At 62.5% G+C, this 26,234-nt stretch carries 19 protein-coding genes; 9 read left to right on the top strand and 10 right to left on the bottom strand.

The genetic code is table 11. The annotated features are described in order from the left end of the window. Nucleotides 1-467: 467 nt before the first annotated feature. The 3 genes from panE to XpruCFBP8353_RS18315 form a co-directional block, all read right to left on the bottom strand. Nucleotides 468-1,406 (bottom strand): 2-dehydropantoate 2-reductase, encoded by a 939-nt coding sequence (panE, locus tag XpruCFBP8353_RS18325; protein ID WP_101364482.1) that lies wholly within the window; start codon nucleotides 1,404-1,406, stop codon nucleotides 468-470. A gap of 128 nt (nucleotides 1,407-1,534) precedes the next feature. Continuing rightward, nucleotides 1,535-2,347, bottom strand: a complete 813-nt coding sequence (locus XpruCFBP8353_RS18320; protein WP_207759675.1) for an ABC transporter permease — start codon at nucleotides 2,345-2,347, stop codon at nucleotides 1,535-1,537. Then, complete coding sequence (locus tag XpruCFBP8353_RS18315; RefSeq protein ID WP_101364480.1) at nucleotides 2,344-3,339, bottom strand: ABC transporter ATP-binding protein; 996 nt, start codon at nucleotides 3,337-3,339, stop codon at nucleotides 2,344-2,346. Before XpruCFBP8353_RS18315 ends, XpruCFBP8353_RS18320 begins: the two co-directional genes overlap by 4 nt. A gap of 36 nt (nucleotides 3,340-3,375) precedes the next feature. Here XpruCFBP8353_RS18315 and XpruCFBP8353_RS18310 point away from each other — a divergent pair, with 36 nt between their 5' ends. After that, complete coding sequence (locus tag XpruCFBP8353_RS18310; RefSeq protein ID WP_162301110.1) at nucleotides 3,376-4,200, top strand: ferredoxin--NADP reductase; 825 nt, start codon at nucleotides 3,376-3,378, stop codon at nucleotides 4,198-4,200. A gap of 84 nt (nucleotides 4,201-4,284) precedes the next feature. Here the strand turns inward: XpruCFBP8353_RS18310 and dmeF are convergent, their stop codons facing one another. Further along, nucleotides 4,285-5,283, bottom strand: a complete 999-nt coding sequence (dmeF, locus tag XpruCFBP8353_RS18305; protein ID WP_101364478.1) for a CDF family Co(II)/Ni(II) efflux transporter DmeF — start codon at nucleotides 5,281-5,283, stop codon at nucleotides 4,285-4,287. 65 nt (nucleotides 5,284-5,348) lie between these two features. Here dmeF and XpruCFBP8353_RS18300 point away from each other — a divergent pair, with 65 nt between their 5' ends. Further along, nucleotides 5,349-5,621, top strand: a complete 273-nt coding sequence (locus XpruCFBP8353_RS18300; protein WP_101364477.1) for a metal/formaldehyde-sensitive transcriptional repressor — start codon at nucleotides 5,349-5,351, stop codon at nucleotides 5,619-5,621. 320 nt (nucleotides 5,622-5,941) lie between these two features. On the opposite strand, the gene XpruCFBP8353_RS18295 is transcribed toward XpruCFBP8353_RS18300, so the two are convergent. After that, on the bottom strand, nucleotides 5,942-9,607 hold the full coding sequence (locus XpruCFBP8353_RS18295) for a YobI family P-loop NTPase (RefSeq protein ID WP_101364476.1): 3,666 nt from the start codon (nucleotides 9,605-9,607) through the stop codon (nucleotides 5,942-5,944). 585 nt (nucleotides 9,608-10,192) lie between these two features. Here XpruCFBP8353_RS18295 and XpruCFBP8353_RS18290 point away from each other — a divergent pair. The 5 genes from XpruCFBP8353_RS18290 (at nucleotide 10,193) to XpruCFBP8353_RS18270 (ending at nucleotide 14,758) form a co-directional block, all read left to right on the top strand. Then, nucleotides 10,193-10,780, top strand: a complete 588-nt coding sequence (locus XpruCFBP8353_RS18290) for a hypothetical protein (protein WP_101364475.1) — start codon at nucleotides 10,193-10,195, stop codon at nucleotides 10,778-10,780. Beyond that, nucleotides 10,777-10,977: a helix-turn-helix transcriptional regulator gene (locus XpruCFBP8353_RS18285; protein ID WP_101364474.1), complete on the top strand. Its 201-nt coding sequence runs from the start codon at nucleotides 10,777-10,779 to the stop codon at nucleotides 10,975-10,977. Before XpruCFBP8353_RS18290 ends, XpruCFBP8353_RS18285 begins: the two co-directional genes overlap by 4 nt. Before the next feature lie 211 nt (nucleotides 10,978-11,188). Beyond that, complete coding sequence (locus XpruCFBP8353_RS18280) at nucleotides 11,189-12,790, top strand: alpha/beta fold hydrolase (protein ID WP_101364473.1); 1,602 nt, start codon at nucleotides 11,189-11,191, stop codon at nucleotides 12,788-12,790. 31 nt (nucleotides 12,791-12,821) lie between these two features. Continuing rightward, entirely contained in the window at nucleotides 12,822-13,568 is a 747-nt protein-coding gene (locus XpruCFBP8353_RS18275) for an ABC transporter ATP-binding protein (RefSeq protein ID WP_101364472.1), read from the top strand. Further along, nucleotides 13,565-14,758, top strand: a complete 1,194-nt coding sequence (locus XpruCFBP8353_RS18270; protein ID WP_101364471.1) for an ABC transporter permease — start codon at nucleotides 13,565-13,567, stop codon at nucleotides 14,756-14,758. The genes XpruCFBP8353_RS18275 and XpruCFBP8353_RS18270 overlap by 4 nt, the downstream gene beginning before the upstream one ends. 147 nt (nucleotides 14,759-14,905) lie before the next feature. On the opposite strand, the gene XpruCFBP8353_RS18265 is transcribed toward XpruCFBP8353_RS18270, so the two are convergent. From XpruCFBP8353_RS18265 to XpruCFBP8353_RS18245, 5 genes are all read right to left on the bottom strand, one after another. Further along, nucleotides 14,906-15,910 carry an energy transducer TonB gene (locus XpruCFBP8353_RS18265; protein ID WP_101364470.1) on the bottom strand — a complete coding sequence of 335 codons (1,005 nt, stop codon included), beginning with the start codon at nucleotides 15,908-15,910 and terminating at the stop codon, nucleotides 14,906-14,908. A gap of 139 nt (nucleotides 15,911-16,049) precedes the next feature. Continuing rightward, nucleotides 16,050-17,615: a tryptophan halogenase family protein gene (locus XpruCFBP8353_RS18260; RefSeq protein ID WP_101364469.1), complete on the bottom strand. Its 1,566-nt coding sequence runs from the start codon at nucleotides 17,613-17,615 to the stop codon at nucleotides 16,050-16,052. Nucleotides 17,616-17,625: 10 nt separating this feature from the next. Then, a complete protein-coding gene (locus XpruCFBP8353_RS18255; RefSeq protein WP_101364468.1) occupies nucleotides 17,626-18,639 on the bottom strand; it encodes a cupin-like domain-containing protein in 1,014 nt (337 codons plus the stop codon). Further along, nucleotides 18,629-19,330 (bottom strand): SapC family protein, encoded by a 702-nt coding sequence (locus XpruCFBP8353_RS18250; protein ID WP_101364467.1) that lies wholly within the window; start codon nucleotides 19,328-19,330, stop codon nucleotides 18,629-18,631. Before XpruCFBP8353_RS18250 ends, XpruCFBP8353_RS18255 begins: the two co-directional genes overlap by 11 nt. 192 nt (nucleotides 19,331-19,522) lie before the next feature. Further along, nucleotides 19,523-22,537 (bottom strand): TonB-dependent receptor, encoded by a 3,015-nt coding sequence (locus tag XpruCFBP8353_RS18245; protein WP_101364466.1) that lies wholly within the window; start codon nucleotides 22,535-22,537, stop codon nucleotides 19,523-19,525. A gap of 379 nt (nucleotides 22,538-22,916) precedes the next feature. On the opposite strand from XpruCFBP8353_RS18245, the gene XpruCFBP8353_RS18240 reads away from it, so the two are divergent. Together XpruCFBP8353_RS18240 and XpruCFBP8353_RS18235 are read left to right on the top strand one after the other, a co-directional pair. After that, nucleotides 22,917-23,606: a glutathione binding-like protein gene (locus XpruCFBP8353_RS18240; protein WP_101364465.1), complete on the top strand. Its 690-nt coding sequence runs from the start codon at nucleotides 22,917-22,919 to the stop codon at nucleotides 23,604-23,606. 341 nt (nucleotides 23,607-23,947) lie between these two features. After that, complete coding sequence (locus tag XpruCFBP8353_RS18235; protein WP_101364464.1) at nucleotides 23,948-26,185, top strand: S9 family peptidase; 2,238 nt, start codon at nucleotides 23,948-23,950, stop codon at nucleotides 26,183-26,185. Nucleotides 26,186-26,234 lie beyond the last annotated feature (49 nt).

Raw genomic sequence — 26,234 nt, 5'->3', positions numbered from 1 at the left:
CGCGCCACCTTCTCCCGCGTGCGGGAGAAGTGATTGGTTCTGTGTGCCTTGTGTCCTGATGGCGTTGCGGCCATGCATCGCGCGATGCGGCATTCCCAGCCCGTATCCACCCTCATCCGGCGCTGCGCGCCACCTTCTCCCGCGTGCGGGAGAAGGAATTGGTCCTGTGTGCCTTGTGTCCGGATGGCGTTGCGGCCATGCATCGCGCGATGCGGCATTCCCAGCCCGTATCCACCCTCATCCGGCGCTGCGCGCCACCTTCTCCCGCGTGCGGGAGAAGGAATTGGTTCTGTGTGCTTTGTGTCGTGAGGGCGCTGCGGCCATGCATCGCGCGATGCATGCAGTCGATGCACTGATGCAATGGAACTACCCGTTCCCTTCCCCCGCATGCGGGGGAAGGTGCCCGAAGGGCGGATGAGGGGCGCCGTCGCGTCACGCCGCCAACCAGTGCCGTCCCTCTGGCCGCGTCAGGTCTGGCGCAGCACCTGATATGCCTGCAGATGCACGTGTGCGGCCATCAGCAGGGGTGCATTGCGGCCGGTCTCGCGCACACGCCTGAGCATGTCGCCGACGATCTGCGCCGCTTCCACGTCCTGGCCGGCTTCCAGATCGCGCAGCATCGAGGCCTTCAACGGCGAATCCACCTGCAGCAGCGTCTGCAATGCCTTGGCGCGTGCGGCTTCCGGAATCGGCTGCCCGGCCGCATCGGCGGCCCACAGGCATTCGTTGTACAGGCCGTTGATCAATGCACGCCCATCGTCGGTGGCCACGATCGCCCCGACCGGCGCACGCATCAGGCAGGTGGCCGCCGCCAGCGCGGTGAGGAAGCTGTACTTGATCCACTGCTCCTGCGCGATCTGCGTAGTGGCCACATGGTCGATGCCCGCCTGCGTGCAGGCGGCGGCAAATGCCTGCACGCGTGCCGCGTCTGCGCTGCCATCGCGCTCGCCGAAGGTGATCGCCGCCGGCTTGCCCAGATGCAGGATCTCCCCATGCTCGCCCTTGGTCGCGCTGATGAAGCACAGCCCGCCCAGTACCCGCGCTGCACCGAAGCGCTCGTCCAGCGCCGCGTAATGGCGCAGTCCATTGAGGATCGGCAACACCGTGGTGTGCTCGCCGACCGCCGGCGCAATCGCTTCCATCGCGCTGTCCAGGTCGTAGGCCTTGCAGCTGAGGATCACCAGATCGAACGGCCGCCGCGCCACCAGCGCCGGCAGGCCTTGCGCGGTGACATGCGCCACCGGCAGATCCGCATCGCCGAGCGGGCTGCGGATGCGCAAGCCATCGGCTTGCAGCTGCGCCGCACGCGCGTCGCGCACCAGGAAGGTGACGTCCACGCCGGCCTGCGCCAGGCGCCCGCCGAAGTAACCGCCGGTGCCACCGGCGCCGAGAATGAGCATGCGCATGAAGTGATCTGTCCTCAGTCAATCTGGTCTTGCCCTTCTCCCGCCTGCGGGGGAAGGTGCCCGAAGGGCGGATGGGGGTCAGCGCGTCCGCCAGCCACCGGCGTTCCCAATGAAATTCGCGCCCGGCGTCAGCTACGCAGCCCGACACCGCGCCGCAGCAGCCACAACGCCAGTGCGCTGAGTACGGCGACAAAGCCCAGCATCAGCGCGTAGGCGACCCAGATCGGCACATCGGAACTACCGAGCAGGCCGTAGCGGAACGCATTGACCATGTAGAAGATCGGGTTGGCGTGCGTAGCGGCTTCGGCCCAGCCGGGAAGCAATTTCACCGAATAGAACACGCCGCCCAGGTAGGTCAGCGGGGTCAGGATGAAGGTCGGCACGATCGCCACGTCGTCGAACTTCTTGGCGTACACCGCGTTGACGAAGCCGGCCAGCGAGAAGATGGTCGCGCCCAGCAGCACCGTGGTCAGCGTCACGATCGGATGCGGGATGCGCACCGGGGTGAAGAACATCGCGATGATCAGCACCAACGCGCCCACCATCACTCCGCGCAGCACCGCACCGGAAACGTAGCCCCACAGGATCACCCAGTTGGGCATCGGGCTGACCAGCAGTTCTTCCACATGCCGGCCGAACTTGGCGCCGAAGAAGCTGGAAGAGATGTTGCCGTAGCTGTTCTGGATCACGCTCATCATCACCAGGCCCGGCACGATGAATTGCATGTAGCTGTAGCCGCCCATGTCGCCCACGCGCGAGCCGATCAGCCCGCCGAAGATCAAAAAGTACAGCGTCATGGTGATGGCCGGCGGCACCAGGGTCTGGCCCCAGATGCGCAGGATGCGCTGCACTTCGCGGCGCACGATGGTGCCCAGCGCAATCCAGTTGCGTTGGCGGGGTGTTGCAGGCGTGGCAGACATCGACGGCTCCGAAGGACTCATGGGTGGCCTGCCGGGCGCACGGGCGCCGCTGCGGCAGGAGCCGGGGGGGCGACACTCTCGCCGGGCCCGGTCAGACGAACGAACAATTCTTCCAGCCGGTTGCTCTTGGTACGCATCGAGCGCACCCGGATACCGGCATCGCCCAGCGTGGCGAACACGCGGTTGAGGTCCATCGCGCGCGGCATGTCCAGATCCAGCGTGTGGCCGTCGATGGCGGTGAGCGTGGTGCCCTCGATCACCGGCAACTGCGCGGGCAACTCACCGTCGATATCGAACAGGAAGCCTTCCACGTCGAGTTTGGCCAGCAGCTCGCGCATCGGCCCCTGGGTGACGATCTGGCCGTGGTTGATGATGGCCAGGTTGCGGCACAGGTGTTCGGCTTCTTCCAGGTAATGCGTGGTCAAAATAATCGTGGTGCCGGCGGCGTTGATGTCCTTGAGCACGCGCCACATGTCGCGGCGGATTTCGATATCCACACCGGCAGTGGGCTCGTCCAGGATCAGCAGGCGCGGCTGGGTCATCATGGCGCGGGCGATCATCAGGCGGCGCTTCATGCCGCCAGAGAGCGTGCGGCTCATCACCTGCGCCTTTTCCCACAGGTGCGCGCGGCGCAGTTCCACTTCGGCCAGCGCTTGCGCCTGGCTGCGCGGCATGCCGTAGAAACCGGCGTAATTGACCAGGATGTCGAAGGGCTTTTCGAACAGGTTGAAGTTGATTTCCTGCGGCACCAGGCCGATCAGGCGCATCGCCTCGCTGCGGTGACGGACCAGGTCGGTACCGAACACTTCCACCTGCCCGCCGGACAGGTTCACCAGCGAGCTGATGATGCCGATCAGGGTGGATTTGCCGGCCCCGTTAGGACCGAGCAGGGCGAAGAAATCGCCTGGCACCACGTCCAGCGAGACGCCCTTGAGCGCCTGGGTGCCGTTGTCGTAGGTCTTGCGCAGATCGCACACGCGCAGGGCGGGCGCACTGGGAGATGGGGAATTCAAACCGGGTCCTTCGCGCCAGGGTGACGGCGCAGCGAGTTGCAGCCCGTTATTATAGAAGCCCGTTGGGGTTTGCCCCGATCACAGACTGTCCCAAATACGTTCGTGCCTGTTCAATTCCCCCTCAAGCTTGTCGACCGGCGCATGATTGCGCCCACCGTGGCCCACTGCCAGTTCGTCCGTGACGACGGGCAGCCGCTGGATTTCCAGCCCGGCCAGTTCATTCAGATCCATTTCGACAACGCCGATGGCACGCCGACCAAGCGCAGCTATTCGCTGGCGACCATCCACGACCACGCGCTGGGACCGGGCGAGGCGGTGGAGATCGCGGTGAGTTTCGTGCCCGGCGGCTCGGCCACGGCCTTGTTCGAAGGCCTGGAGATTGGCGACCAGTTGCAGGCAAGCGGGCCCTACGGCCGCTTCTGCCTGCAGCCGGGCGACCACAACCAGCGCTATGTGCTGATCGCTACGGGCACCGGGGTGACACCGTATCGCGCGATGCTGCCATTGCTGGCCGAGGCGATGGCCGCCCGCGGTGTGCAGGTGGTGTTGCTGCAAGGCGCACGCAACCCGGCCGAGCTGCTGTACGGCGACGATTTCCGCGCGTTTGCCGATGCGCATCCGCAGTTCCGCTACGTGCCGTGCTTCTCGCGCGAATTACCCGAGCAGCTGCATGCCGATGTACGGCACGGCTACGTGCAGCAGCACCTGGCCGAGTTCGCGCCCGATGCCGCGCACGATATCGCCTACCTGTGCGGCAACCCGGACATGGTGGACACCTGCCTGGAAGCGCTGAAAGCAGCCGGGCTGCCGAGTGCGCAGATCCGACGCGAGAAATACGTCAGCTCCACGCCCAAGGTCTGAGGGCGGCCTGCAGGCGGCGCATTTAAGCCGCCTGTACCTGCATGTGTGCTGTGGCCTGCAGCGCGGCGCGGAGGTGCGGCGGTATCAGGCCGCAATGTTTCGTAGCGCAGGGCGCTGCAGTTCGACCGTGACATGCACCAGTTCTTCGTGAATCTGCAGTGCGCGGCGCACCAGCTCCGCATCGATGTCGGCTGCAGTGACCAGGCTGACGACGCAGGCATAACGTTCGCTGCCGACGCGCCACACATGCAGGTCGGCGATCTCGATCGCATGTGGAAGCTCGGCGATGACCTGCTTCACCTCTGCCACCACCGGTGCGTCCATCTCCGCATCCAGCAGCACGCTGCCGGTGCGGCGCAGCAGCCCCCAGGCCCAGACCGTCACCAACACCGCGCCGACGAGGCCCATGATCGGGTCCAACCAGGTCACGCCCCAGTGCATGCCGGCAACCAGCGCCACGATGGCGAGCACCGAGGTCGCGGCATCGGCCACCACGTGCAGATACGCCGCGCGCAGATTGAGATCGCTGTGCGCATCATGATGACCATGACTTTCGTGTGGGTGCACAGGGCCGTGGCTGTCATGCGTGTGGCCATGGTGATGCCCGTGCACATGGCCATGCCCATGCGAATCGCGCAGCCACCATGCGCACATCAGGTTCACCAGCAGGCCGACCACCGCGATGACGGTGGCTTCCTGATACTGGATGGGCTTGGGCGTGAACAAGCGTTCCGCCGACTGGAAGGCCATCAGCCCGGCCACGCCCAGCAACAGGATCGCGCTGGTGTAGCCGCCCAGCACCTCGACTTTCCAGGTGCCGAAGCTGAAGCGCACATCCCCGGCATGCTGCCGCGCAAAGCGGTAGGCGAACAACGCCAGCCCTAGCGCCAACGCGTGCGAGCTCATATGCCAGCCGTCGGCGAGCAGGGCCATGGAGTTGAGCGTCCAACCGCCCACGATCTCCACCACCATCATGAGCACGGTCAGGATGACCGCCTTGCGGGTGCTGCGCTCGGCGAGCGGATTGGCGCTGGCAAAGGTGTGCGAGTGCCTGCAATGCGGCGCGGCGTGCGTGGTCGACATCGGCGGTGACTCTGGCTAAGGTACCCCGGTAGGGTATCCTAAATACCCCTGGGGGGTATACGAGAATGGCACATCTGAATCAGGACAAGTCCAAACTGATCGCCCGCGTGCGCAGGATTCGCGGGCAAGTGGAAGGGCTGGAAAAGGCCCTGGCGCAGGACGTGGAGTGCACCGCGTTGCTGACACAGGTGGCCGCGTTTCGCGGCGCGGCGCAGGGCTTGATGGTCGAGCTGCTCAGCGAGCATCTGAGGCACCATGTTGCCGCACCGGACGCACTGGGCGAGCGCGAGCTGGCAGTGGATGACATCACGGCCATCCTCAAGACCTATCTGAAATAGAGCGGGCAACGCAACGACTGCGCGCATCGCCGAGCGGGCGTAGTTTGCGCTCGGCGCGGCATGCGTACGCCATGTTACGTAGGCAACGGCGTGCAGCAATTTACAAGCCGCATGGCACGACCGGGCTCAAGGAAGTCAGCGGCCACAAGCTTGACCTGTCAAAGTTCTTCCTAGACTACTGCGCGCGCGTACTCTGACGGAGTATCAATCACTGCACGGAGACAGAGCTTGCGCGGCATGTGATTTTGGGGCACAAGCAGCTCATTGCACATGAGCTGCTGACGATGAGGACTCACAATGACCTAGCATTTGATGCAATGTCATTTGTGCTTCTTATTAACCCTCAGGTAGTTCTTCTCCTCAACATATGTATTGACTGCACCATTAGTAGTTAGGAAATCAAGTAATAGAACCATAGGTGGGGTATTCGGCACTTTAGGGCGATCCTTGCCCGCCTTGGTGAGAGCTGCGTAATCACCGCCTAGCACCATGAGAATTGAAGAGACTTGGGGCTCAGTGAGCTCACTTAGCACGGCTCCAAGCAATGCCACTGTGGTGTTGGAGTCCGCCCCTGCCTCGGCGAGGCGCTCGATTAATCCATACTCAAGTCTCAGACCTCGCTCTGCGGCATAGCTGCCAAGTTGCTTAAGACCTCCAGTGTCGCTAGCGTCCGCATACGCCAACGCGTTCGCAACAATTGCATCCTTGATAGTGCTCGACACGGACTTGCTCCTCAGAAGCGCTTCTAGGTCATGGCCTATGGCATCCGGCGTCATGAACTCAGCGAACTTCCTAGAAGAAGTGATGAGGTTTTCCTTCGTACTCCAGCTCTTTCCGTTAACACGGAGATACGACTGAATATTGTCGTTAATGACATTACGTTGTACCAGCTCTCCGAAAAGGCCGCCCTCTTCAGACTCAATCGCCGTGGGATCAAGGTAGTATTTCAAGCGCAAGGAAGCGCAAAGCCTGGCACGCGCGGTTGCGGATAGAAGGTCTTTAGCTTGCAGGACAGCAAACGCTACCGTCTTCTTGTCCTCCTCTGCATCGCCCTGCTCTCCCACATCGGTGACGGCACCGCTCTCGCGTAAGACTTCCGCAAGGCTACCGTCCACCGCTCCGTATTCTTGCAAATAAAGATGTACGTTGTGCAGGCTGGCCTTGAACCGGCACTCAGTAGCCAACAGTGCCCACATGCCGGATGGAACGTCAGATATGTCATCAAGAACACAGTCCTCAGCCGCCATCCGGATTAACTGCTCCAACAAAGTGCGATCGGAGGAGGCAGAGCCCGCCAGTACACGGGCGAAGTGTTGGCCTTCCGCTACTGAAGGAGAGATCCCCTCCACGCTAGAGAGGTACGCTGACAAATGGTTGATTGCGTGTGAGTAGACTGATTCGTTGAACTGCTCAATTAGGTCAAGCGCTAAGCTGCCTTGATCACCAACTGCAATCTGGAGGTTCTCTGTCGTGACCTGGTAAAGATGCCTGTTGATGAAGATCTTCCGTGCTTCGGCACCAAGTGACCGAAGCGAACTCAATTCGATGCCCAGCAGTTCAAAAAGGCTCGCGGCCAATTCAAGCTGCTCGTCCGTGGTCTCATCTGACGAGAAAAGCTTGAGCTTCCCATAATTTTCAGATAAAAACGCCGAGAGCTCTCCGCCCGTCAAGTACTTAACTTCGGAGGAAAGCTTCGACAATGCAGAGTTGAATAATATGAGGCGATCCGATAACTCAAGCTCCGCTTCAGAGGCTAGGTAGGCGAGAAAACTTGGCGCGATGGGTGTAATGCGCTCAACCAAATCACTACGTTTGGCTCCTCGCCTTAGATAGTTTTCGATAAAAGATTTCTGCTCCATTCCCAGCTTGGCAAGGGAGCTGATCACCATTCCCGTAACGTGGTCATGCGCCTTCGATGCTAAAAGGTGATTCAGGATATCGATGTTGTATAGAGCAGGTTCCCCAAACAAGGAGCGGCGCTCGCGAAGGATTGCCTCCACGTCATCACCGGCGAGAGCGAAGTCTTCATCTCTCTTATCTCTATCTACGTGGTGGATGATGTAGTTTGTTGCTGCTGAGCTGACTCGGTCGCCGTGAAAGGTTGCGGTATAGAGGGTGAAATTGCGGTTGATGTAACCGGATTTAAGCAGCTGATAGGCAAGGCCCTCCCGAAAAATGCCCTTGGCCGCCTGATCAAGTCCCCCGCCACCAACCTCGCCGTCGACTGTCAGATCGTCACGTGCCATGAGATGGTGGATGTCTGCACTCTTCACAAATCGCATTAGATCCCGTAGCTCTTCCTGAGACTTGAGATTCTCATTGCGATCCACATTTCTCCAGGCAACTGGATCGAAAGTGCCTAGAACATCCTGGAGATCCGATCTAGAAAAAGTCAGCCTTGTGAGCGGCTCTTGGTAATTGCGAGGAAGATCAACTATGAGCGCGGGAGCTCCGTCAGCCTCTATAAATGTCTTCCAGAATCTTTTCGTCAGAAGATTATCGTGAGTGAAGTTTTCACCGTTCAGTTCGAATGCAGCGCGATTATAGTCTTTACCGAATGCCTTAACTGCTAGCATCAAATGAGCGCGCAGTTGCTTGCCAAGTTCAGCGCTGCGATTGGCGACGGCCAGATCGAGCCTTGCGCTACGGCGTAGCTGAAGCACTTCGTCTTCGAGCCGCAGCATGTTGGCAGTAATAGTCCGCCGACTCTTCAGGTACAGCTCGTCTAGCCTGCTCTTTCCTATTCGAATCGCCTCAAAATCTGAGAGATGCGTGTTCTTATAGAGCATCATGGCAAACAACTCAGTCTCGCTCAGTTTCAAACCTACAACGCCAGGCGTCAGGATCTTCTCTCGAAAAATTAGGAATTCATTTCGAACATTCTTAAGAAGCCTCATGTCAGGCACATATCGACTTGCAAGATCAACGAGATCAAGATCTATGGTGTGGGTCAGGCCTTGGAGGAGCTGAGCCGTTAGGTTCCTTGCGCTCTGATGGGTGATGAATGGCACGACGGGGATGACAAGGTCAAAGAACTTTGTTCTGTTCGCCCGTACGATCTCGACCTGGGCTGGATCATCGCCAGCCTGCAGGTCGTGGTTGAATATACGTTTATCCTGTGCGATTGACATGCGATCGAAAATGCTGTCTTTGATTGCATAGATAAAGCATATCCTCCCTTTGATCTGCGGAGACCCATTAAGGAGCGTGTTGAGTGACCTAAGCGTCTCGAAGATATGAGAATCGTTGAATCTGTCAATGTCTTCGAAAACAACAATCTTCTTCTTAGAAACCTCAAAGAAGTAGACAATCTCGTCTAAGTACTGATCAAAATAGGAAACTGATTTTGAGTCAAGCGTTACCGTTGCAGCGCCTGCCTTAAACTCCTTAATGTTCAGTCTTCCATAGAACGTGTGTCTGAGCAGTAAGGAAGCGAGCGTTCCTACGCACAGAACGGCTACATGGGACCACAGTGTGGATAGATGCAAGCCAGGTAACGCAACGACAATCTTGGTGGTCCATCCGGTCAAGATGAACGCAGTGGTTAGGACTGTTCCTACTAACAGCGCGAGAAGGGCTTCCCTCAGCCAGTGAAATCTCTCGATGCGCTTAAACCGAGACCCAGGTGTCCTGCCTGGCGTCTCTCTGTAGAGTAGTTGCTTAACAATCTCTTGCTGAATGGTGTTTGTTGGAGTCGTAGCCTGTTTCGGCAGGCCGTCCTCTCCCTCAGGCTGTTCAATAGGAGCCAATGTGGATAGTGACAACTCTAATACTGCTTTCTTATGAATCTCTGCTACACGCTTCAGGATGCTGCTCTTTCCGACGCCATAGCTGCCTGATAAGGCAATGTTCTGAATATCGGGGTTCGCTAAGGCAGCATTGAGCTTCTCGACATACAGTCCATGCTCTGCCTCAATGAAGTGGGGCGTAAGCGGATTCAACAGTGGTCCCTTTTCGGGCTTCTTGTTGCGCAAAATCCTGAACATCCTTATTCCCTTCCCCTGTCCCGTCTGGAGCTCACCGAAAGTTCCTCACTGGCGAATTTGAAGTTTCCGCGATAGTTTGGCAAGTAGCTTTCTGGTGGGCCTAACAGCATGGGCATCGGCCTAGACGGTGCCGAACGTGATGTCGCTCCCCGGTCATCAGGCTTGTAGCGTCGGTGGGATAGCGCTGGGCGGCGGAGACTCCACGCCTCGAAATGCGACAGGCGGGGCCACGGGTCCGCCTATAGATGCCCTTACTTCTTTCGGAGTACACACATCGTGCTACTAGCGTCATATGTAGCCCGTGCTAGCGCTTATGCTTGCCGGACTGGCGCTTTGGGTTATTCCCACAGCAACATTCGCCAGCAACGCCGATGACGCCAATGCGGCCTGTTGAATCTGTAAAGGGTGCTTGACAGCAAGCGCCAGTGGGCGCATCTTGCCTGTCAAGCGTACTTGACAGGCGACTGGGATGCGGCGGCAGCACAGGCAAATGGAATGCAGGCATCACCGTGCAACGCGATGCGCTGTTGACACGGTTGCCGGACGTGCCCACAGCGCGCGTCATGGCGTCGCCGAGGCCGTGCGATGACCAGTTGCAAGCGCAAGGCGCTGCTGGTGTTCGGCCTGGGGCTGGTCTTCCTCGGCATTGGGCTGCTCGGTCTGTGGCACGTGCTGCCGTTAAGCAACTACCTTGCCGGGCTCAGCGCCGGCATCGGTGGGTCGTGCATGCTGCTATCGGTGCCGATGTGGCTGGCGCGCGGCAATCTGCGCGACAGCACCCGCCCAGCGTTGGCGCAGCGGTATCACCGCGAATTTGGCATCCCGATGCTGTTGTACGTGGTGGTGATGCTGTTCTGGCGCTATCTGCTTGGGCATGTCGGCCCGAACTGGGCGCGGGTGCTGATCGCCTTGCTGCCGGCGGTGCTGGTGGTACTGGTGATTCGTGCGGTGGCGCGTTACGTGCGCGATTCGGACGAGATGCAACGGCGTATCGAGCTGGAAGCCATCGCCATTGCCGCCGGCTTGATCAGCGGCGGATATATGACCGCCGGATTTCTGCAGGCCGCCGAGCTGATCGACGTTCCAGCGAGCGTGGCGATGCTGTGGGTGTTTCCGTTGTTGTGCGCCATCTACGGCATCACCAAAAGCATCCACGCGCGTCGTTTTGAATGAAGAGCCGCGTGCGCGAATTGCGCGAGGCCAATGGATGGTCGCAAGGCGAGCTGGGCGAACGGCTGGGTGTGTCGCGGCAGACGATCAATGCGCTGGAAACCGGTAAATACGATCCGAGCCTGCCGTTGGCGTTTCGGATCGCACGTTTGTTTGGGGAATCGATCGAGCACGTTTTTCTTTACGAAGACGGGCAGTAGAGCGTGTTATGCACTTTGAGATGAGATCCGTGCCGCCGGCGGCCAACCCTCCGGGAAGCGCCCTGTGGCGCGCCGATACCGCGTTGCACGCCTTGTCTCGACGCGCCACAGGACGCCTCGCACTCACCTCAAAGTACATAACACGCTCTAGTTGCCGCGGTCACGTGTGGCCGTATGCAACGTCAGGGAACAGGCAATACCAGGAGAGAGGATGACGATGGTCAAGCAATCCACAATGGTGGCGGCAGTGCTGATCGCGATGCTGGCTGCCGGATGCCAGCGCGCCGCAGCGCCCGCCACAGAAAATGACGTTGCAGGAAAATCCACCGCGACAACGCCGGGTACGACTGCGCAGCAGCCTGCTGCAAACAACCCACCCGTCAGCGCAGCGGGCAATCGTTACGGCAGGCTGCTTTTCACGCCGTGCACGCTGAGCGCTGGTGGTGCCGCTGGAAACATCGAAGCGCAGTGCGCGAGCCTGCGCGTGCCGGAAAATCCGGCCGCACCGAGCGGGCGCAGCATCGCGTTGAAGATTGCCTGGCTGGAAAGCGGAGCCGGCGGCGGCAGCGCGCCCGACCCGGTGTTCTTCATTGCCGGTGGGCCGGGGCAATCGGCCACCGAAGTGGCGGCAATCGTGGACATGGGCCTGCACGAAGTACGCAAGCAGCGCGACATTTTTCTGGTCGATCAGCGCGGCACCGGTGGCTCGCATCCGCTGGAGTGTCGCGACGCGGCCGGCAAGCCGCTGGCACTGGAGAACGGCAGCGAGGCCACCGCCGAGCAATTGACCGCGTATGCGGGCCGATGCGCCGCTGGCCTGCATGACGATGCCGACCCGCGGTACTACACCACCCGCGAAGCCATTGGCGATCTGGATGCGGCACGCGCCGCACTGGGCGTGCAGACGCTGAATCTGATCGGTGCCTCGTACGGCACGCGTGTGGCGCAGCACTATGCCGCGCGTTATCCGCAACACACGCGCACCGTGGTGATCGATGGTGTGGCGCCGAACGACCTGGTGATCGGCGGCGAGTTCGCACGCACCTTCGAAGATGCGATCGCGCTGCAGTCTGCGCAATGCCGTCAGCAGCCTGCATGCGCCAAGCGTTTTCCGGTCGATACCGCCACGCAGTTGCGCCAGGTGGTCGAGCGGCTGCGGCAGGCACCGGTGGCGGTGGATTATCGCGATCCGCGCACTGGTGCCTTGCGCCACGAGCAGGTCACTGCCGACACCGTGGCGGGTCTGGCATTCGGTTTTTCGTATGCGCCGGAAACCGCATCGCTGTTGCCACTGGTCCTCGATGAAGCGGCCGCAGGCCGGTATGCCTCGTTGATGGCATTGGCGCAGATGAGCGCATCGGCCATGTCCGATCGGATGAATCGTCTGATGCAATGGTCGGTGCTGTGCAGCGAAGATGCCGGGCGTTATCACGCACCCGAACAGAAGGACACCACGTTGCTGGGCAACGAGGTGGCCGAGATGTTCTTCGCACCGTGCAAGGTGTGGCCCTCCAGGCCGGCACCGGCCGCTGCGAGCGCGCCGTTCCGCTCGACGCTGCCGGTGTTGCTGCTTTCCGGCCAGCTCGACCCGGTGACACCGCCACGCTACGCCGAGCGGGTGCTGCAGGGCCTGCCCAACGGCCGTCATGTGATCGCGCCCGGGCAGGGGCATGGGGTGTTCCGGCTGGGCTGCATGCCCAAGGTATTGAGCCAGTTTATGCAGACCGCCGATGCCAAGACGCTGGATACCACCTGCGTTGCCAGCCTCAACACCGTGCCCGCTTTCACCTCGTTCAACGGATGGGAACCATGAGCCGCATCGACCACGCCACGGAGGCGCTCGCATGATCGTCGTCGATACTCTGCACAAGTCGTTCAAGACCAAGGCCGGGCTGGTGAAAGCCGTCGACGGCGTCAGTTTCAGCGCTGCCGATGGCCAGATCACCGGCCTGCTCGGCCCGAACGGTGCCGGCAAGACCACCACCTTGCGCATGCTCTACACGCTGATGTCGCCTGACCAGGGCAGTGTCACCATTGATGGCGTGGATGTCGCCCGCGACCCGGTGACAGTGCGACGCGCACTCGGCGTGTTGCCGGACGCACGCGGCGTCTACAAGCGTTTGACCGCACGCGAGAACATCGCCTATTTCGGTGAGTTGCATGGCATGTCGCGCGCGCAGATCGCGCAGCGCACAGGTCTGCTGTCGACGGCGTTGGACATGGACGACATTCTGGATCGCCAGACCGAAGGCTTCAGCCAGGGCCAGCGCACCAAGACCGCGATTGCGCGGGCATTGGTGCACGACCCGCGCAACGTGATTCTGGACGAGCCCACCAACGGCCTGGATGTGATGACGACCCGCGCCATGCGTGGCTTCTTGCAGCAGCTGCGCGCAGAGGGGCGCTGCGTGATTTTTTCCAGCCACATCATGCAGGAGGTGGCAGCGCTGTGCGATCGCATCGTCATCATCGCCAAGGGCACGGTAGTGGCCTGCGGCAGCGCCGACGAACTGCGCGCGGCCACCGGTGAACACAATCTGGAAGACGCCTTCGTCAAGGCGATCGGCTCGGACGAGGGATTGCACGCATGAGCACGACATCGTTGTTGTCCACGCTGTGGACGGTGCTGCGCAAGGAATTGCGCGACATCTCGCGCGACCGGCGCACCTTGGCATTGGCGTTACTGTTATCGCCGTTGCTGTACCCGATCCTGATTCTGGGCATGGGCGCCCTGAGCGAAAGCCGCGTGCGGACGCAGATCGACAAGCCGCTCGACATTCCCACCCTCGGTCGCAGCAACGCGCCGAATCTGGTGCGTTTTCTGGCCGCGCAAGGGCTCAACGCAGTGGATGCGCCAGCCGATCTGACGGCGGCGATTCGCAACCAGGATGTGGATGTGGCACTGCGTATCAGCGACAGCTACGCCGAGGATTGGCGCGAAGGCCGGCCGGCGCTGGTGGAGATCATCAAGGACAGCACGCGCCGCGAGGCCGATGTGCCGAGCATGCGCTTGCAGGCCGCGCTCACCGGCTACAGCCAGCAGGTCGGCGCCTTGCGTTTGCTGGCGCGCGGGATCGATGCCCAGGTTTCCAGACCATTGGAGATCGCTGCGCAGGACCTGGCCACTGCCGAAGCCAAACGCGGCCAGATGATGGCGATGCTGCTGCCGGTGTTGCTGGTCATCACCTCGTTTCTGGGGGGCGCGTCGTTGATTCTGGATGCCACTGCCGGCGAGCGCGAACGCCAATCGCTGGAACCGTTGCTGGCCACGCCCGCACCACGCAGCGCCATTGTCAGCGGCAAGATCGCTGCGGCCTGCGTGATCGGCATGGTGTCGTTGTTGCTCACCTTGCTGGCGTTCAAGCTGAGTGCGCAGCTGTCCACGTCCAACCTCGGTCGTCAGCTCAATGTCGGTTTCGTGCCGATGCTGCAGATGCTCTTCATCCTGGTGCCGATGCTGTTCGTCGGCACCTCGCTGCTGACCTATCTGGCCGCCGCCGCCAAGAGCATGAAGGAAGCGCAGGCGCATATGACCTGGTTGCTGCTGCTGCCGATGCTGCCGGGCTACGCATTGATGGCGTATCCGCTGAAGACGCAGCTGTGGCATTTTGCGGTGCCGTTTCTGGCGCAAAACCAGATGCTGTTGAAGGTGATCCGCCACGAGACCATCAACGTGCAGACCTGGGCGGTGTATCTGCTGGCCGGCTTCGGTGTGGCGGCATTGCTGTGGTATGCCGCAGTGCGCCGGTATCACCAGGAGCGTCTGGCGATTTCGGGTTGATGGTGTTGCGCAACTAGCGGTCTGTTGCAAGTCCTTGCGACACCGTCTAAACACACGGGTGCACCAATCGCTGCACACCACCCCCACAACGCAACAGCCCGCATCGCTGCGGGCTGTTGCGTTTCTATGCCATCAACGATCCAGGCATCAACCGCCCGGATTGAACGACAGCGTGCGCCGCGTGGTCACCGGTGCGGCGACCGGTTCGAAGCGCCAGCGCTTGACCGCGTTGAGCGCTTCGCGATCGAACACGCGCGGCGGGTTGGCGCGCAGCACGCGCGAGGCGGTGACCGAGCCGTCGGTGCCGACCGTGAGCTCCACCAGCACTTCGCCGGAGGTGCCGGCACGCAGTGCTTCGGCTGGGTAGCGCGGCGCCGGGGTGCTGATCGGGCGCAGCGACTGCGCGGCCGGTGCCGCGGCGGCGGCAGCCGCTGGAGCCGGACGCGCTGGCGCCGGTGCCGGGGTTTCGGCCTGACGACGGGCAGCGGCCTGGCGCTCGGCCTCGGCGGTCTGCCGGCGAGCCGCTTCCTGCTGCGCGGCAATCTGCTGGGCAGCGGCCGCTTCGCGGGTCTGCTGCTCGGCCAGACGTTTCTGCTCGGCGGCTTGCTTGGCCTTGTCCTCGACCTGCTTCTTGGCCTGCTCGGCATCCTGCTCGGAGCGGTTGGCGGCGGTCTTCATGCCGGTTTCCAGGCCGCTCTTCAGGCGCGGCAATGCCGGTGCCTTGGGATCGACCTTTTCGATCAGCGCAATCAAACGCTGCGCCTCGGGGAACTCTTCACGGCTGATGCTTTGTTCGGCGGCGATCAGCGTGTAAGGCAGCAGATCGGTCAGCGCGCTGTTGACGGTGGCGTCCTGCGGCTGCTTCTCGCGCAGGGCCAGGTAGTACTCCACCGCGTTGTCGCCGGCCGGGGCGTACATGCGGTTGTCCTGCAGCGCCTTGGTGGCCGATGTGCGCAACTGGTCGGCGGCCATCGACTGCACCTGCGGCGAGACCGCCGTCGCAGGCGTGGGTGCCGATGCCGCCGGCGTGTCGCCGGTCGCAGGCGCGGTGGTGGCGGCCTTGTCTTCCTGCTTGGAGCAGGCGGCCAGGCCAACCAGCAAAATGACCGGCGCGATCCGGCGTGCCATACGGCCCTGTGTCAGATCCAACATGCGTCCCCCTTACCCCGAGTGCGAAAGATAACGTTGTTGCGGCGAGCGCCGGCCATTGTTCCCGCAATGGACGGCAATGCCGCAATCTAGCATTGCTGGGGCGGTCTAAGCCAAGGGTTGCGCAGCAGACTGCCGAAATTTATTCCGCCGGGGTCGCCATGACCGTCGGGGCCGGTACGCGTGCGGCCGGTTCGGGCGGCGGCGGAGCAGGGCAGTAGCGGTGCAGGAAGTCCGCGTGCGCGGGCAACCGCACCAGTGCCCCCTCCACCCGGGTGCGGATGGTCTCCAAAAAGCGGCTCAGCTCCGCATCGCCCATCAGGTCGGCCACCGGATGATGCTGGTGCGGCACGACGCCCTGGCCCAGCATCACCTGCACCCACGAGTTCTCGGCAAACAGCTCGTTGGCCTGATGGAACACGCGCCCGCTCTGGCGGAACAGCTCCACCCGGTGGCGCAGCGAATCGGGGATGTCCATCGCCGCACAGTCCCGCCAGAACGGCGTGTCGCGGCGATCGGTGGCGTGGTAATGCAGGATCACGAAATCGCGGATGTGCGTGATCTCCTGCGCTGCCTGGCGGTTGTACTCGGCGCTGTCGACAGCGTTGATGACCTGCGGAAAGGTCTGCAGCAGACGGATGATGCCGCGCTGGATCAGATGGATGTTGGTCGATTCCAGCGGCTCCAGGAACCCGCTTGCCAGGCCCAGCGCCACGCAGTTCTTTTCCCACACGCGGTGGCGCTGGTTGGGGGTGAAACGCAGCGGCCGCGGCTCGGTGAGCGCGCGCCCGGTGAGGTTGCGTTCCAGCACCGCACGCGCGCTGTCCTGGTCCATGTAGCGGCTGGAATACACGATGCCGTTGCCCACCCGGTGCTGCAGCGGAATGCGCCACATCCAGCCGGCCTGATCGGCGCGCGAGCGGGTGTAGGTCACCGGTGGGCCCACCGATTCGGTCTGCACCGCCAACGCACTGTCGGCGAATAACCAGTGCGACCAATCGTCCCTGCCCACGCCCAGCGTCTTGCCGATCAGCAGCCCGGCAAAGCCGGTGCAATCCAGGAACAGGTCGCCTTCCACCCGCGTGCCGTCCTGCAGCGTCAGTGCGGTGAGAAAGCCGCTTTCGGCATCGGTCTCCACCTGGCCGATGCGGCCTTCGATGCGCGTGACGCCGAAGCCTTCGCTGAAGCGGCGCAAGAAGCGCGCGTACAGCCCAGCGTCCAGGTGATAGGCGTAATTCATGCCGCCATTGGGCAGGTGCGCAAAGCGGCCTTCCTGCGCGGCACGCAGTTCCAGGCAATAGTCGCCGAAGTCGCGCGCGACGCCGCGCTGGCGCCCCTTCAACCAGAAATGTTGGAACCCGGCGCTCCAGTGATCGGTGCCGGCATGACCGAAGGAATGGATGTAATGCCGGTCCACATCGCGCCAGTGTTCGAAGGCGATACCGAGCTTGATGGTGGCCTGCGTGGCGACCATGAAGGCGGCCTCGTCGATCTCCAGCAGCCGGTGGAAGGTGACCAGGCTGGGAATGGTGGCTTCGCCCACGCCCACCGTGCCGATCTCGTCCGACTCCACCAGGGTGATCTGCAGGTGCCGGCCCAGCAGCTTCGACAGCGCCGCAGCGGCCATCCAGCCGGCCGTGCCGCCACCGGCGATGACGACGCGGCGCACCGGGCGCTGTTGCGGGTCGGAAGGCATGGTGTCGGGCATGGCGGAGTCCTCAGCGATTCAAGCGTTGCAGCAGCCGTGCGCGCAGGCTGCGCGCGCTGGCGTCGTCCATCGGGGCCAGCACGCCGCGCGCGGCATCGGGCAGATGCGCGGCGGTGGTGGCGTCTGCCTCGAAGACATAGTGACGAAACACCTCTTGCCAGGTGGCGCGTTGTTCGGCCGGCAAGTCGCGGATGGTCAGCAGCGCCAGCATCAGCGCGTTCATCGGCGAATCCATGTAGGCCGGGCTCTGCCGCCACCAGAAATTCACCAGCACGTTGAAGCTCTCCAGTGCCTGGACGTGATGCCACCACATGCTGGGAATGAACAATGCATCGCCCGGCGCCAGCTCGGCGACCAGCGCATGGTCCAGCGCTTGCGCATAGCGCGGAAAGCGCTGCAGATCCGGTGCGGCGATATCCACCAGGCTGACCGGTTGCCCGGCCGGGGTCAGATCCAACGGGCCGATGTAGAGGTTGGCCAACTGCTCGGGTGGAAACAGCGTAAAACGCCGCCGCCCGGCGACCACGCAGGCCAGGTTGTCGGGCAGGTCCTGATGTGCGGCGATGCGGGTGCGGTTGCCGATCCAGATGCTGGCCAGCGGCTCGCGTTGCGGCAGCGCGATCGGGTTGTGCGCGCGCAGCCCGGGCAGGTAGGTGTCCAGCGTGGTGGAGCCCACATAGATTGCCGGTGGCTGCGCGGTATCGAGGTCGCGCAACAAGGTGTCCAGCACCACCGCCAGTGGCACGCGCTCGGGGCGGAAGTTGAAGCCGCTCATGTCCGCGTTGTAGAAGAAACGCCCGCCGATGTCCGGTGGCCCAACCTGCGCTACCACCGCCTCGCCGCGGTCGAAGCCACGCAGATAGGCGGCAGCGGCCTGGGCGGAACTTGCGCCGGCGCGGGCCAGCGGCCAGTCGCGCACCAGCCCACGCAGCACCAGTGGCGTGGTGGAGCGAAGGATGGCTGGGTCCAGCTGGTGCGGGTCCAGGCCGTGGCGTTCTTCGATGGGGCGTGGCTCAGCCAGCATGACGACGATTCATGCGTTCGAGCAGATGGCGAAATTGCGCAATCGAGGCTACTGCCATGTACAGCGGTTCCAGATCGCCATGCCGGTGCAGCTCGAGCAGCGCGGCGTCATCGAGTCTGCGCAGGCGCTCTTCATGCACGACGTAGAGCCCGGCCAGACGGCATTCCAGGCCGTTGTTCAAGGTGGCTTCGAACACGAAGGGTTCGAGCAGGTCGTAACGCAGTACACGGTCGACAAACGCATCGCTGGCGGCAAGCCCGTCATGCAGCGTGCGCAGCACCTGGCTGATGTGGTCGAGAAAGTCGGTGGTGCCGCCGTGTTCGCGAAACAGCAGCTCACCCTCAACGCTGCTGATGCGCGGGCTGTCCAGATCCACATGCACCATCGGCCCATCGGGTTGTTCGCCGATCAGGAACGGTTGGCGCTGAATCGACAGCGGGATATAGGGCGCATCCCAACGCGTGCCATCCAGGAACAGGTTTTCTCCCAGGCGTAATCCCAGCAATGCCAGCGGCTGAAAACTGCGCTCACCGCTGCAATGAAACACGATGGGATATTGCGCCTGCAACTGGCGGAATTCCTGCGGAAAGGTCGCAGCCGATATCACATCATCGCCGTAGGCGGCGCCGTGCGCGGTGATCACGCGCAGAGCGCGGTGATCGAGATTGTTCAACAACACAGCATTGGTCATGGGGGAGTGGCACTGCACGCCGGGCGCGTGGCCCATGCTTCAACGAATCGCCACTGCACGGCAAGCCCTGGACGCATTCACGTCATCGGGCCGGGCGCAACGGCCGTGTCCATTCCCCGGCAGACAGGCTGCCGGGGAATGGATGCGGGGGACTGCAGCGATGCCGTCATTGCTGCATCGCCAGAGCGTGGATCACCAGAACTTGTAACGCAGGCCCAGCATGTAGCGCGGACCGGTCTGGGTGGCATAGATAATCTCGTTCTTCTGCCGGCCATGCTGACGCTGGATTTCGTTGGTGAGGTTGATCGCCTCCAGGCTCAGCGACAGGTTCTCGGTCCACTGGTAACCGATGCTCAGGTCCAGCTGGCCGTAGGCTTCGGTGTAGACCGGATTGGGCTGACCGCTGCCGTCGAAACGCGCGGCCAGGAATTCGTCGCGCCAGTTATAGGCCGCACGTACCTGCCACTTGTCCTTGTCGTAGAAGCCGACCAGGTTGGCCGAGTCGCTCAGGCCTTCCAGCGCGAACTGCTCGCCGATCACGTAGTTGTTGTAGGTCAGCCCGGAATCGACCTTGGTGTAGTTGGCCGACACGCCGAAACCGCTGGCGCCGAACATGTGCTGCAGGTTGAATTCCCAACCATCCAACGATGCCGAGCGCTGATTGGCCGGCGCGGTGATGGCGAAGTTGGCTACCGGATCGCCCGGCTGCCCGCTGATCACGCCGGTGGCGTTGCCGTTGGCATCGTCAGCGCCGCGTACCACGCCCGGCGAACCGCCGCGGTTGCGGAAGATGTAGTTGCGAATACAGGTCAGGTCGGCCGAGGCGCAGCCATTGCCCAGCGCTTCGTTCCAGTACGCACCGCCGATCGGGGTGTTCAAGCCCAGCGAGGTGTCGTTACGCGTAGTGACGCCGATGTAGTTGTCGATGTTCTTGCGGAAGAAGCCCACCGAGGCGTAGCTGGCATCGCTGTAGTACCACTCCAGCGAGAAATCGATGTTGTGCGATAGCAGCGGCTTCAGGCCGGGGTTGCCTTCCTGGCCGGTGCCGCCTTCCAGGCGCGCGATCTGGTTGAGCGTCTGCCCGCCCTGGATGTCGCCCCAGCCGGGACGGCCGATGGTTTCGCCGTAGCTGCCGCGCAGCACCAAGTCTTCGGTGAGCTTGAAGCTCAGGTCCAGGCTGGGCAGCCAGTATTCGTATTTGCCGCTGCCGCCGGCGAACGCCGAGTCGGCCAGGCGGATCGGCAACTCGTTGTTGGCGACCCAGTCGATGCCCACTGCCACCGGTACCAGCGCCTGCGCCTGGACCTTGGTTTCTTCGTAACGCACGCCGGCGGCCAGGCTGATCGGCACGCGCAGATCGTCCCAGCTGTTGTTCCACTGCAGGTAGGCGTTCTTGGACTTTTCGGTCACACGGCGGTCGGTGGTGAACACCGGCGAGATGCGATACAGCGCGTCATTGCCAGCGGCTTGCGCAGCGGCCTGGCGCACGCGCTCGAAGTCGAACAGGTACAGCTGGTTGAACTGCTGCGGATTGCCGCTGCCGTCGATCGCATCGAAGTACTGCGCAAACGAACTGGGAATCCACAGATCGTCCGGATAATCGGCCGCGGTGCCGTTGCCGCCCCAGGTGTCGCGCTGCACGTTGGAGAACGCCGAGCGGTTCTTGACCTCGGTGCTGCCGATGCCGAACTTCAACTGCGAATAGTTTTCGAAAGTGAAGTCGCCGTTGACCTGCGCCTGATCGATTTCCGACTTCATGTAGCTGTTGCGGAATGCCGAGCCGGTGACCAGCGTGCGCGAGGGGTCCAGACCGTTCAACCCGAAGCCCAGTTGCTGCTGCAGCACCGGGAAATCCTTGCTGAAATCCACCACCGAGGTGCCGCGGTAGAAGCCGGACACGCCCAGCGAGTTGCTCGACCCATACGGGCTGTCCGCGCCCGCTTCGGCGGTGGAGCGATGGATGTCGAAGTTGAGTTTGAACTGATCGTTCACCGCCCAATCCACATTGAAGCCGAGCGATTTGTTCTGGTTACGCGTGGCCGCCTTGGAGCCGGCGGTGGCCAGATCGCTGGTGGGGGGATCGACGATTTCCGAATAGGTAATCGGACCTGCGACCGGTCCCTTGGTCCAGGAGCTGGCGGACGGTCCGTAGTTGAACCACACCGACATCTCGTTGCGCTGCTGCTGGATCTTGTTTTCCGAGTAGGTGTAATCCAGCGTGGTGGTGATGTTGTCCAGCGGCTTGTACTGCAGCACCAGCTGACCGTTGGTGCGTTGGCGTTCGACGCCCACCACGCGGTAATTGAGGTTCTGCGGTACCGAATAGATATCGTTCGGACCAGGGCGGTTGACGATGTTCTCCGAGCCCGGCGCACCCGGCTGCGGAATGGTGCCGTAGGCGGTCGAATCGCCACGGAATGCGCGCCAGCCATTGGGCACGCCAACCTGGCTGTAGCCAAAGTCGCGTTCCTGGTAGCTGCCGCTCAGCGACACGCCAAAGCGTCCGTCGGCCGAGGTGTTGCTGAAAATGCCGGAAATTTCCGGCGTCAGCGAATCGCCCTGCAAGCGGCCCGGCAGGTTCTCGTTGGACGCATCGTGCACACCCTTCAGGCCGACATTGGCATGCATGCCCGGATTATCCAGCGGACGGGCGGTCTTGATGTTGATGGTCGCGCCGATACCGCCGGTGGGCGTGCTGGCACGGCTGGTCTTGAACACCTCGATGCCGGAGATCGACTCGGACGCCAGGTTGGCGAAGTCGAACGCACGCGAGTTGGAGGCGTTGGATTCCTCGATGCTGGCACCCGGCATCTGCCGGCCGTTCAACAGCACCAGGTTGAAGTCCGGGCCGACACCGCGCACGGTGACGCGCGAGCCTTCGCCCAGCGAGCGGTCGATCGACACACCGCTGATACGCTGCAACGACTCAGCCAGATTGGTATCGGGGAACTTGCCGATGTCTTCGGCCACGATGCCATCGACGATGCCTTGCGCATCGCGTTTGACGTTCATCGACGAGGTAAGGCTGCCGCGGATACCACTGACCTGGACGGTATCGAGGGTGGCGGGGTCGGCCTGACTGGAACCCGGAACGGTGGATGCGGACTGCGGCGCCGGCGCGGTCTGCGCGGCCAGCGGCGTCGACAATGCAAACAGCAGGGCAGACGTCAGGCGCCGCGTGCGCGGCAGGGTGCGAGTCTCTCTCACGGTAGTTGCTTCCCCAAACAAAAAGATAAGGCCGGCCCAAGGCGGGACAGGCAAAGGTCGAACGAACAATCGAGCATTTGTTAGTGCGGCCTTAACAAAGTCAATTTGCAGTGCAGCATCGACCGCGACCTAATCGCGTCACACATCGTTCCACTGGGCAGGGTTTGCGACGCATCCGCGCGCGAACGCTTGGCCTTACCATCGTGCCTGGATGGCAACGTATCGCGCTATGCGATGACAGTGACACAGCGAGCGCGAGTCTTGAGTGCGCAACTGGCAAGCGGATTCGTCAGGTGCGTGCCGGCCAGATGCCTGCACGCCAGACAGCCGCCTGACGTTGTGTCTGCCGCCACGACCCTACCTTTGACTGGAGCGCACGATGATCGATCTGTACTACTGGCCCACGCCGAATGGCCACAAAGTCACCTTGTTCCTGGAAGAGGCCGGGCTGAAGTACACGGTCAAGCCGGTCAACATCGGCAAGGGCGAACAATTCGCACCGGCGTTCCTGCAGATTTCGCCTAACAACAAGATGCCAGCCATCGTTGACCATGCACCGGTCGACGGTGGCGGGCCGCAGAGCGTGTTCGAATCCGGCGCGATCCTGCTGTATCTGGCCGAGAAGACCGGCCGCTTTCTGCCACGCGATGCGCGCGGTCGCATCGCCGCGCTGGAATGGCTGTTCTGGCAGATGGGCGGGCTGGGCCCGATGAGCGGCCAGATGGGCCACTTCAACGTCTATGCACCGGAAAAGATTCCCTACGCGATCGAGCGCTACAACACGGAGGTGCGCCGCCTGCATGGCGTGCTCGACAAGCGCCTGGCCGACCATGCCTTCCTGGCCGGCAACGATTACGGCATCGCCGACATGGCCAGCTATCCGTGGATCGACGTGTATGGCGACCTCAAGCCGGACTATGGCGCCTTCCCGCATCTGCAGCGCTGGCACGACGCCATCGCCGCGCGTCCGGCCACGCAACGTGCCTATGCCCTCAAGGAGCAGGTCAACCCAAACGCCGGCAAGCCGCTCAGCGATGAAGAGCGCAAACACCTGTTCGGTAAGCGCTGAAGGCGCAGCCGCACCGGCAGAGCGCGCATCGCAGTGCGACATGGCGCTTGAAACCCTCTCCCTCGGGACGAAAAGGCATGGCATGCGCGCCACTGGCGCGCCCGGCTCGCAAACGCGGGCTTGGGCGTGGAGTGGGGAGTGGGGTTGGGGTACGGTGTCGTACGCCACGCGCGCTGACGCTCGATTGTTATCGAGCGCTCACAGACATCCCGCGCTGCATGCACAACCCCGGCACCATCCCTGCGTACACGCACGCCCGAGCGACCAACGCCCGCATCGCCGCGCTTCTCAAACTTTCACCATCCCTGCATCCTGTGCCAGCACTTCCGCCAGGATCTTCAATGCGCGGCTTGCTCGCCGCTCTTGCCCTCATGCTCAGTACCGCTCCCATGGCCCACGCCGAAAAACTCACGCTGGAGGCCATCACCGGCCCGTTGCCGCTTGCCGGCCCCACGCTGATGAAACCCAAGGTGGCGCCGGATGGCTCGCGCGTGACCTTCCTGCGCGGCAAGGACGGCGATCGCAATCAGCTGGATCTGTGGGAATACGACATCGCCAGTGGCCAGACGCGCCTGCTGGTCGATTCCAAGGTCGTGCTGCCCGGCACCGAGGTCCTGAGCGATGTCGAAAAAGCCCGTCGCGAACGCCAACGCATCGCCGCGCTCACCGGCATCGTCGATTACCAATGGGCACCGGATGCGCACGCGCTGTTGTTCCCGCTCGGTGGCGAGTTGTATCTGTACGATTTATGCAAGACCGGCGCAGCAGCAGTGCGCAAGCTCACCCATGGCGAAGGCTTCGCCACCGACGCCAAACTTTCGCCCAAGGGCGGCTTCGTCAGTTTCGTGCGCGAGCGCAACATGTGGGTAATCGATCTGGCCAACGGCAACGCGTTGCAGCTGACCCACGATGGCAGCGAGACCATCGGCAATGGCGTGGCCGAATTCGTCGCCGACGAAGAAATGGCTCGCCACACCGGCTATTGGTGGGCGCCGGACGATTCGGCCATTGCCTTCGCGCGCATCGACGAAGCGCAGGTGCCCGTGCAGAAGCGTCCGGAAGTGTATGCCGACCAAACCGAGGTGATCAGCCAGCGCTATCCGCAGGCCGGCCAGCCGAATGTAGCGGTGCAACTGGGCGTGATCGCACCGCGCGCCAAGGCGACTCCGCGCTGGATCGACCTGGGCAAGAACCCGGACATCTATCTGGCGCGTGTGGATTGGCGCGATGCGCAGCGCTTGACCTTCCAGCGCCAGTCGCGCGACCAGAAAACCCTTGAGCTGATCGAAACCACCCTGGTCAGCGGCGCGCAGCGCACGCTCATCACCGAAACCTCGCCAACCTGGGTTCCGCTCAGCAACGACCTGCGATTTCTCAAGGACGGCCGCTTTGTCTGGAACTCCGAACGCAGTGGTTACGAGCACCTGTATCTTGCGTCCGAAGACGGCCACACGCTGACGCCGCTCACCGCCGGCAACTGGGTCGTCGATGGCCTGCTCGCCGTCGACGAACAGGCCGGCACGGTGTATTTCGCCGCAAGCAAAGACGCGCCCACGCAAACCCATCTCTATGCCGTGCCGCTGGCCGGCGGCACAATCGAAAAGCGTTCCAGCGTCAACGGCACGCACGCGGCCAGCTTTGCGAACAACGCCAGCGTGTACGTCGACACCTGGTCCAACACCACCACGCCGCCGCAGATCGAGTTGTTTCGCGCCAATGGCGAAAAGATCGCCACGCTGCTGAAGAACGACCTGAGCGACCCACAGCATCCGTACGCCAGGTACCGCGACGCGCAGCGCCCGATCGAATTCGGCACGCTCAGCGCTGTCGACGGCAAGACACCGCTGCATTACCGCCTGACCAAGCCGGACAATTTCGACCCGGCCAAGCGCTACCCGGTCATCGTCTATGTGTATGGCGGCCCGGCGGCGCAGACCGTGCTCGATGCCTGGCCCAGCCGCGGCGATGCCTTGTTCGACCAGTACTTGGCCCAGCGCGGGTACGTGGTGTTTTCGCTGGATAACCGCGGCACCCCACGGCGCGGGCGCGACTTCGGGGGCGCGCTGTACGGCAAGCAGGGCACGGTGGAAGTGGACGACCAGCTGCAAGGTGTGGCCTGGCTCAAACAACACCCCTGGGTCGATGCCAAGCGGATTGGCGTGCAGGGCTGGTCCAATGGCGGTTACATGACCTTGATGTTGCTGGCCAAGCACAGCGAGACCTATGCCTGCGGCGTGGCCGGCGCACCGGTCACCGATTGGGGCCTGTACGACACGCATTACACCGAGCGCTACATGGACCTGCCGGCTAACAACGCCGCAGGCTATCGCGACGCACGCATCGCCACGCATCTGGATGGACTGCGCGCCAAGCTGCTACTGATCCACGGCATGGCCGACGACAATGTGCTGTTCACCAACTCCACTGCGCTGATGAGCGCGCTGCAGCAACGCGGCACCCCGTTTGAATTGATGACGTATCCCGGCGCGAAGCATGGGTTGTCGGGTGCAACCGCACTGCATCGTTACAAGACTGCCGAAACGTTTTTGCAGCGCTGTTTGATGCCGGTGCACGACTAAACACACACCGATGCGTTGCACCGATCGCCCGCCCTTACCAGTGTTCGCA

Origin of the sequence: Xanthomonas prunicola (assembly GCF_002846205.1) — a bacterium.
Classification (GTDB): Bacteria; Pseudomonadota; Gammaproteobacteria; order Xanthomonadales; family Xanthomonadaceae; genus Xanthomonas; species Xanthomonas prunicola.
Note: the sequence above shows the minus strand (reverse complement) of the source record. Positions and strands in the feature narration are given on the sequence as shown.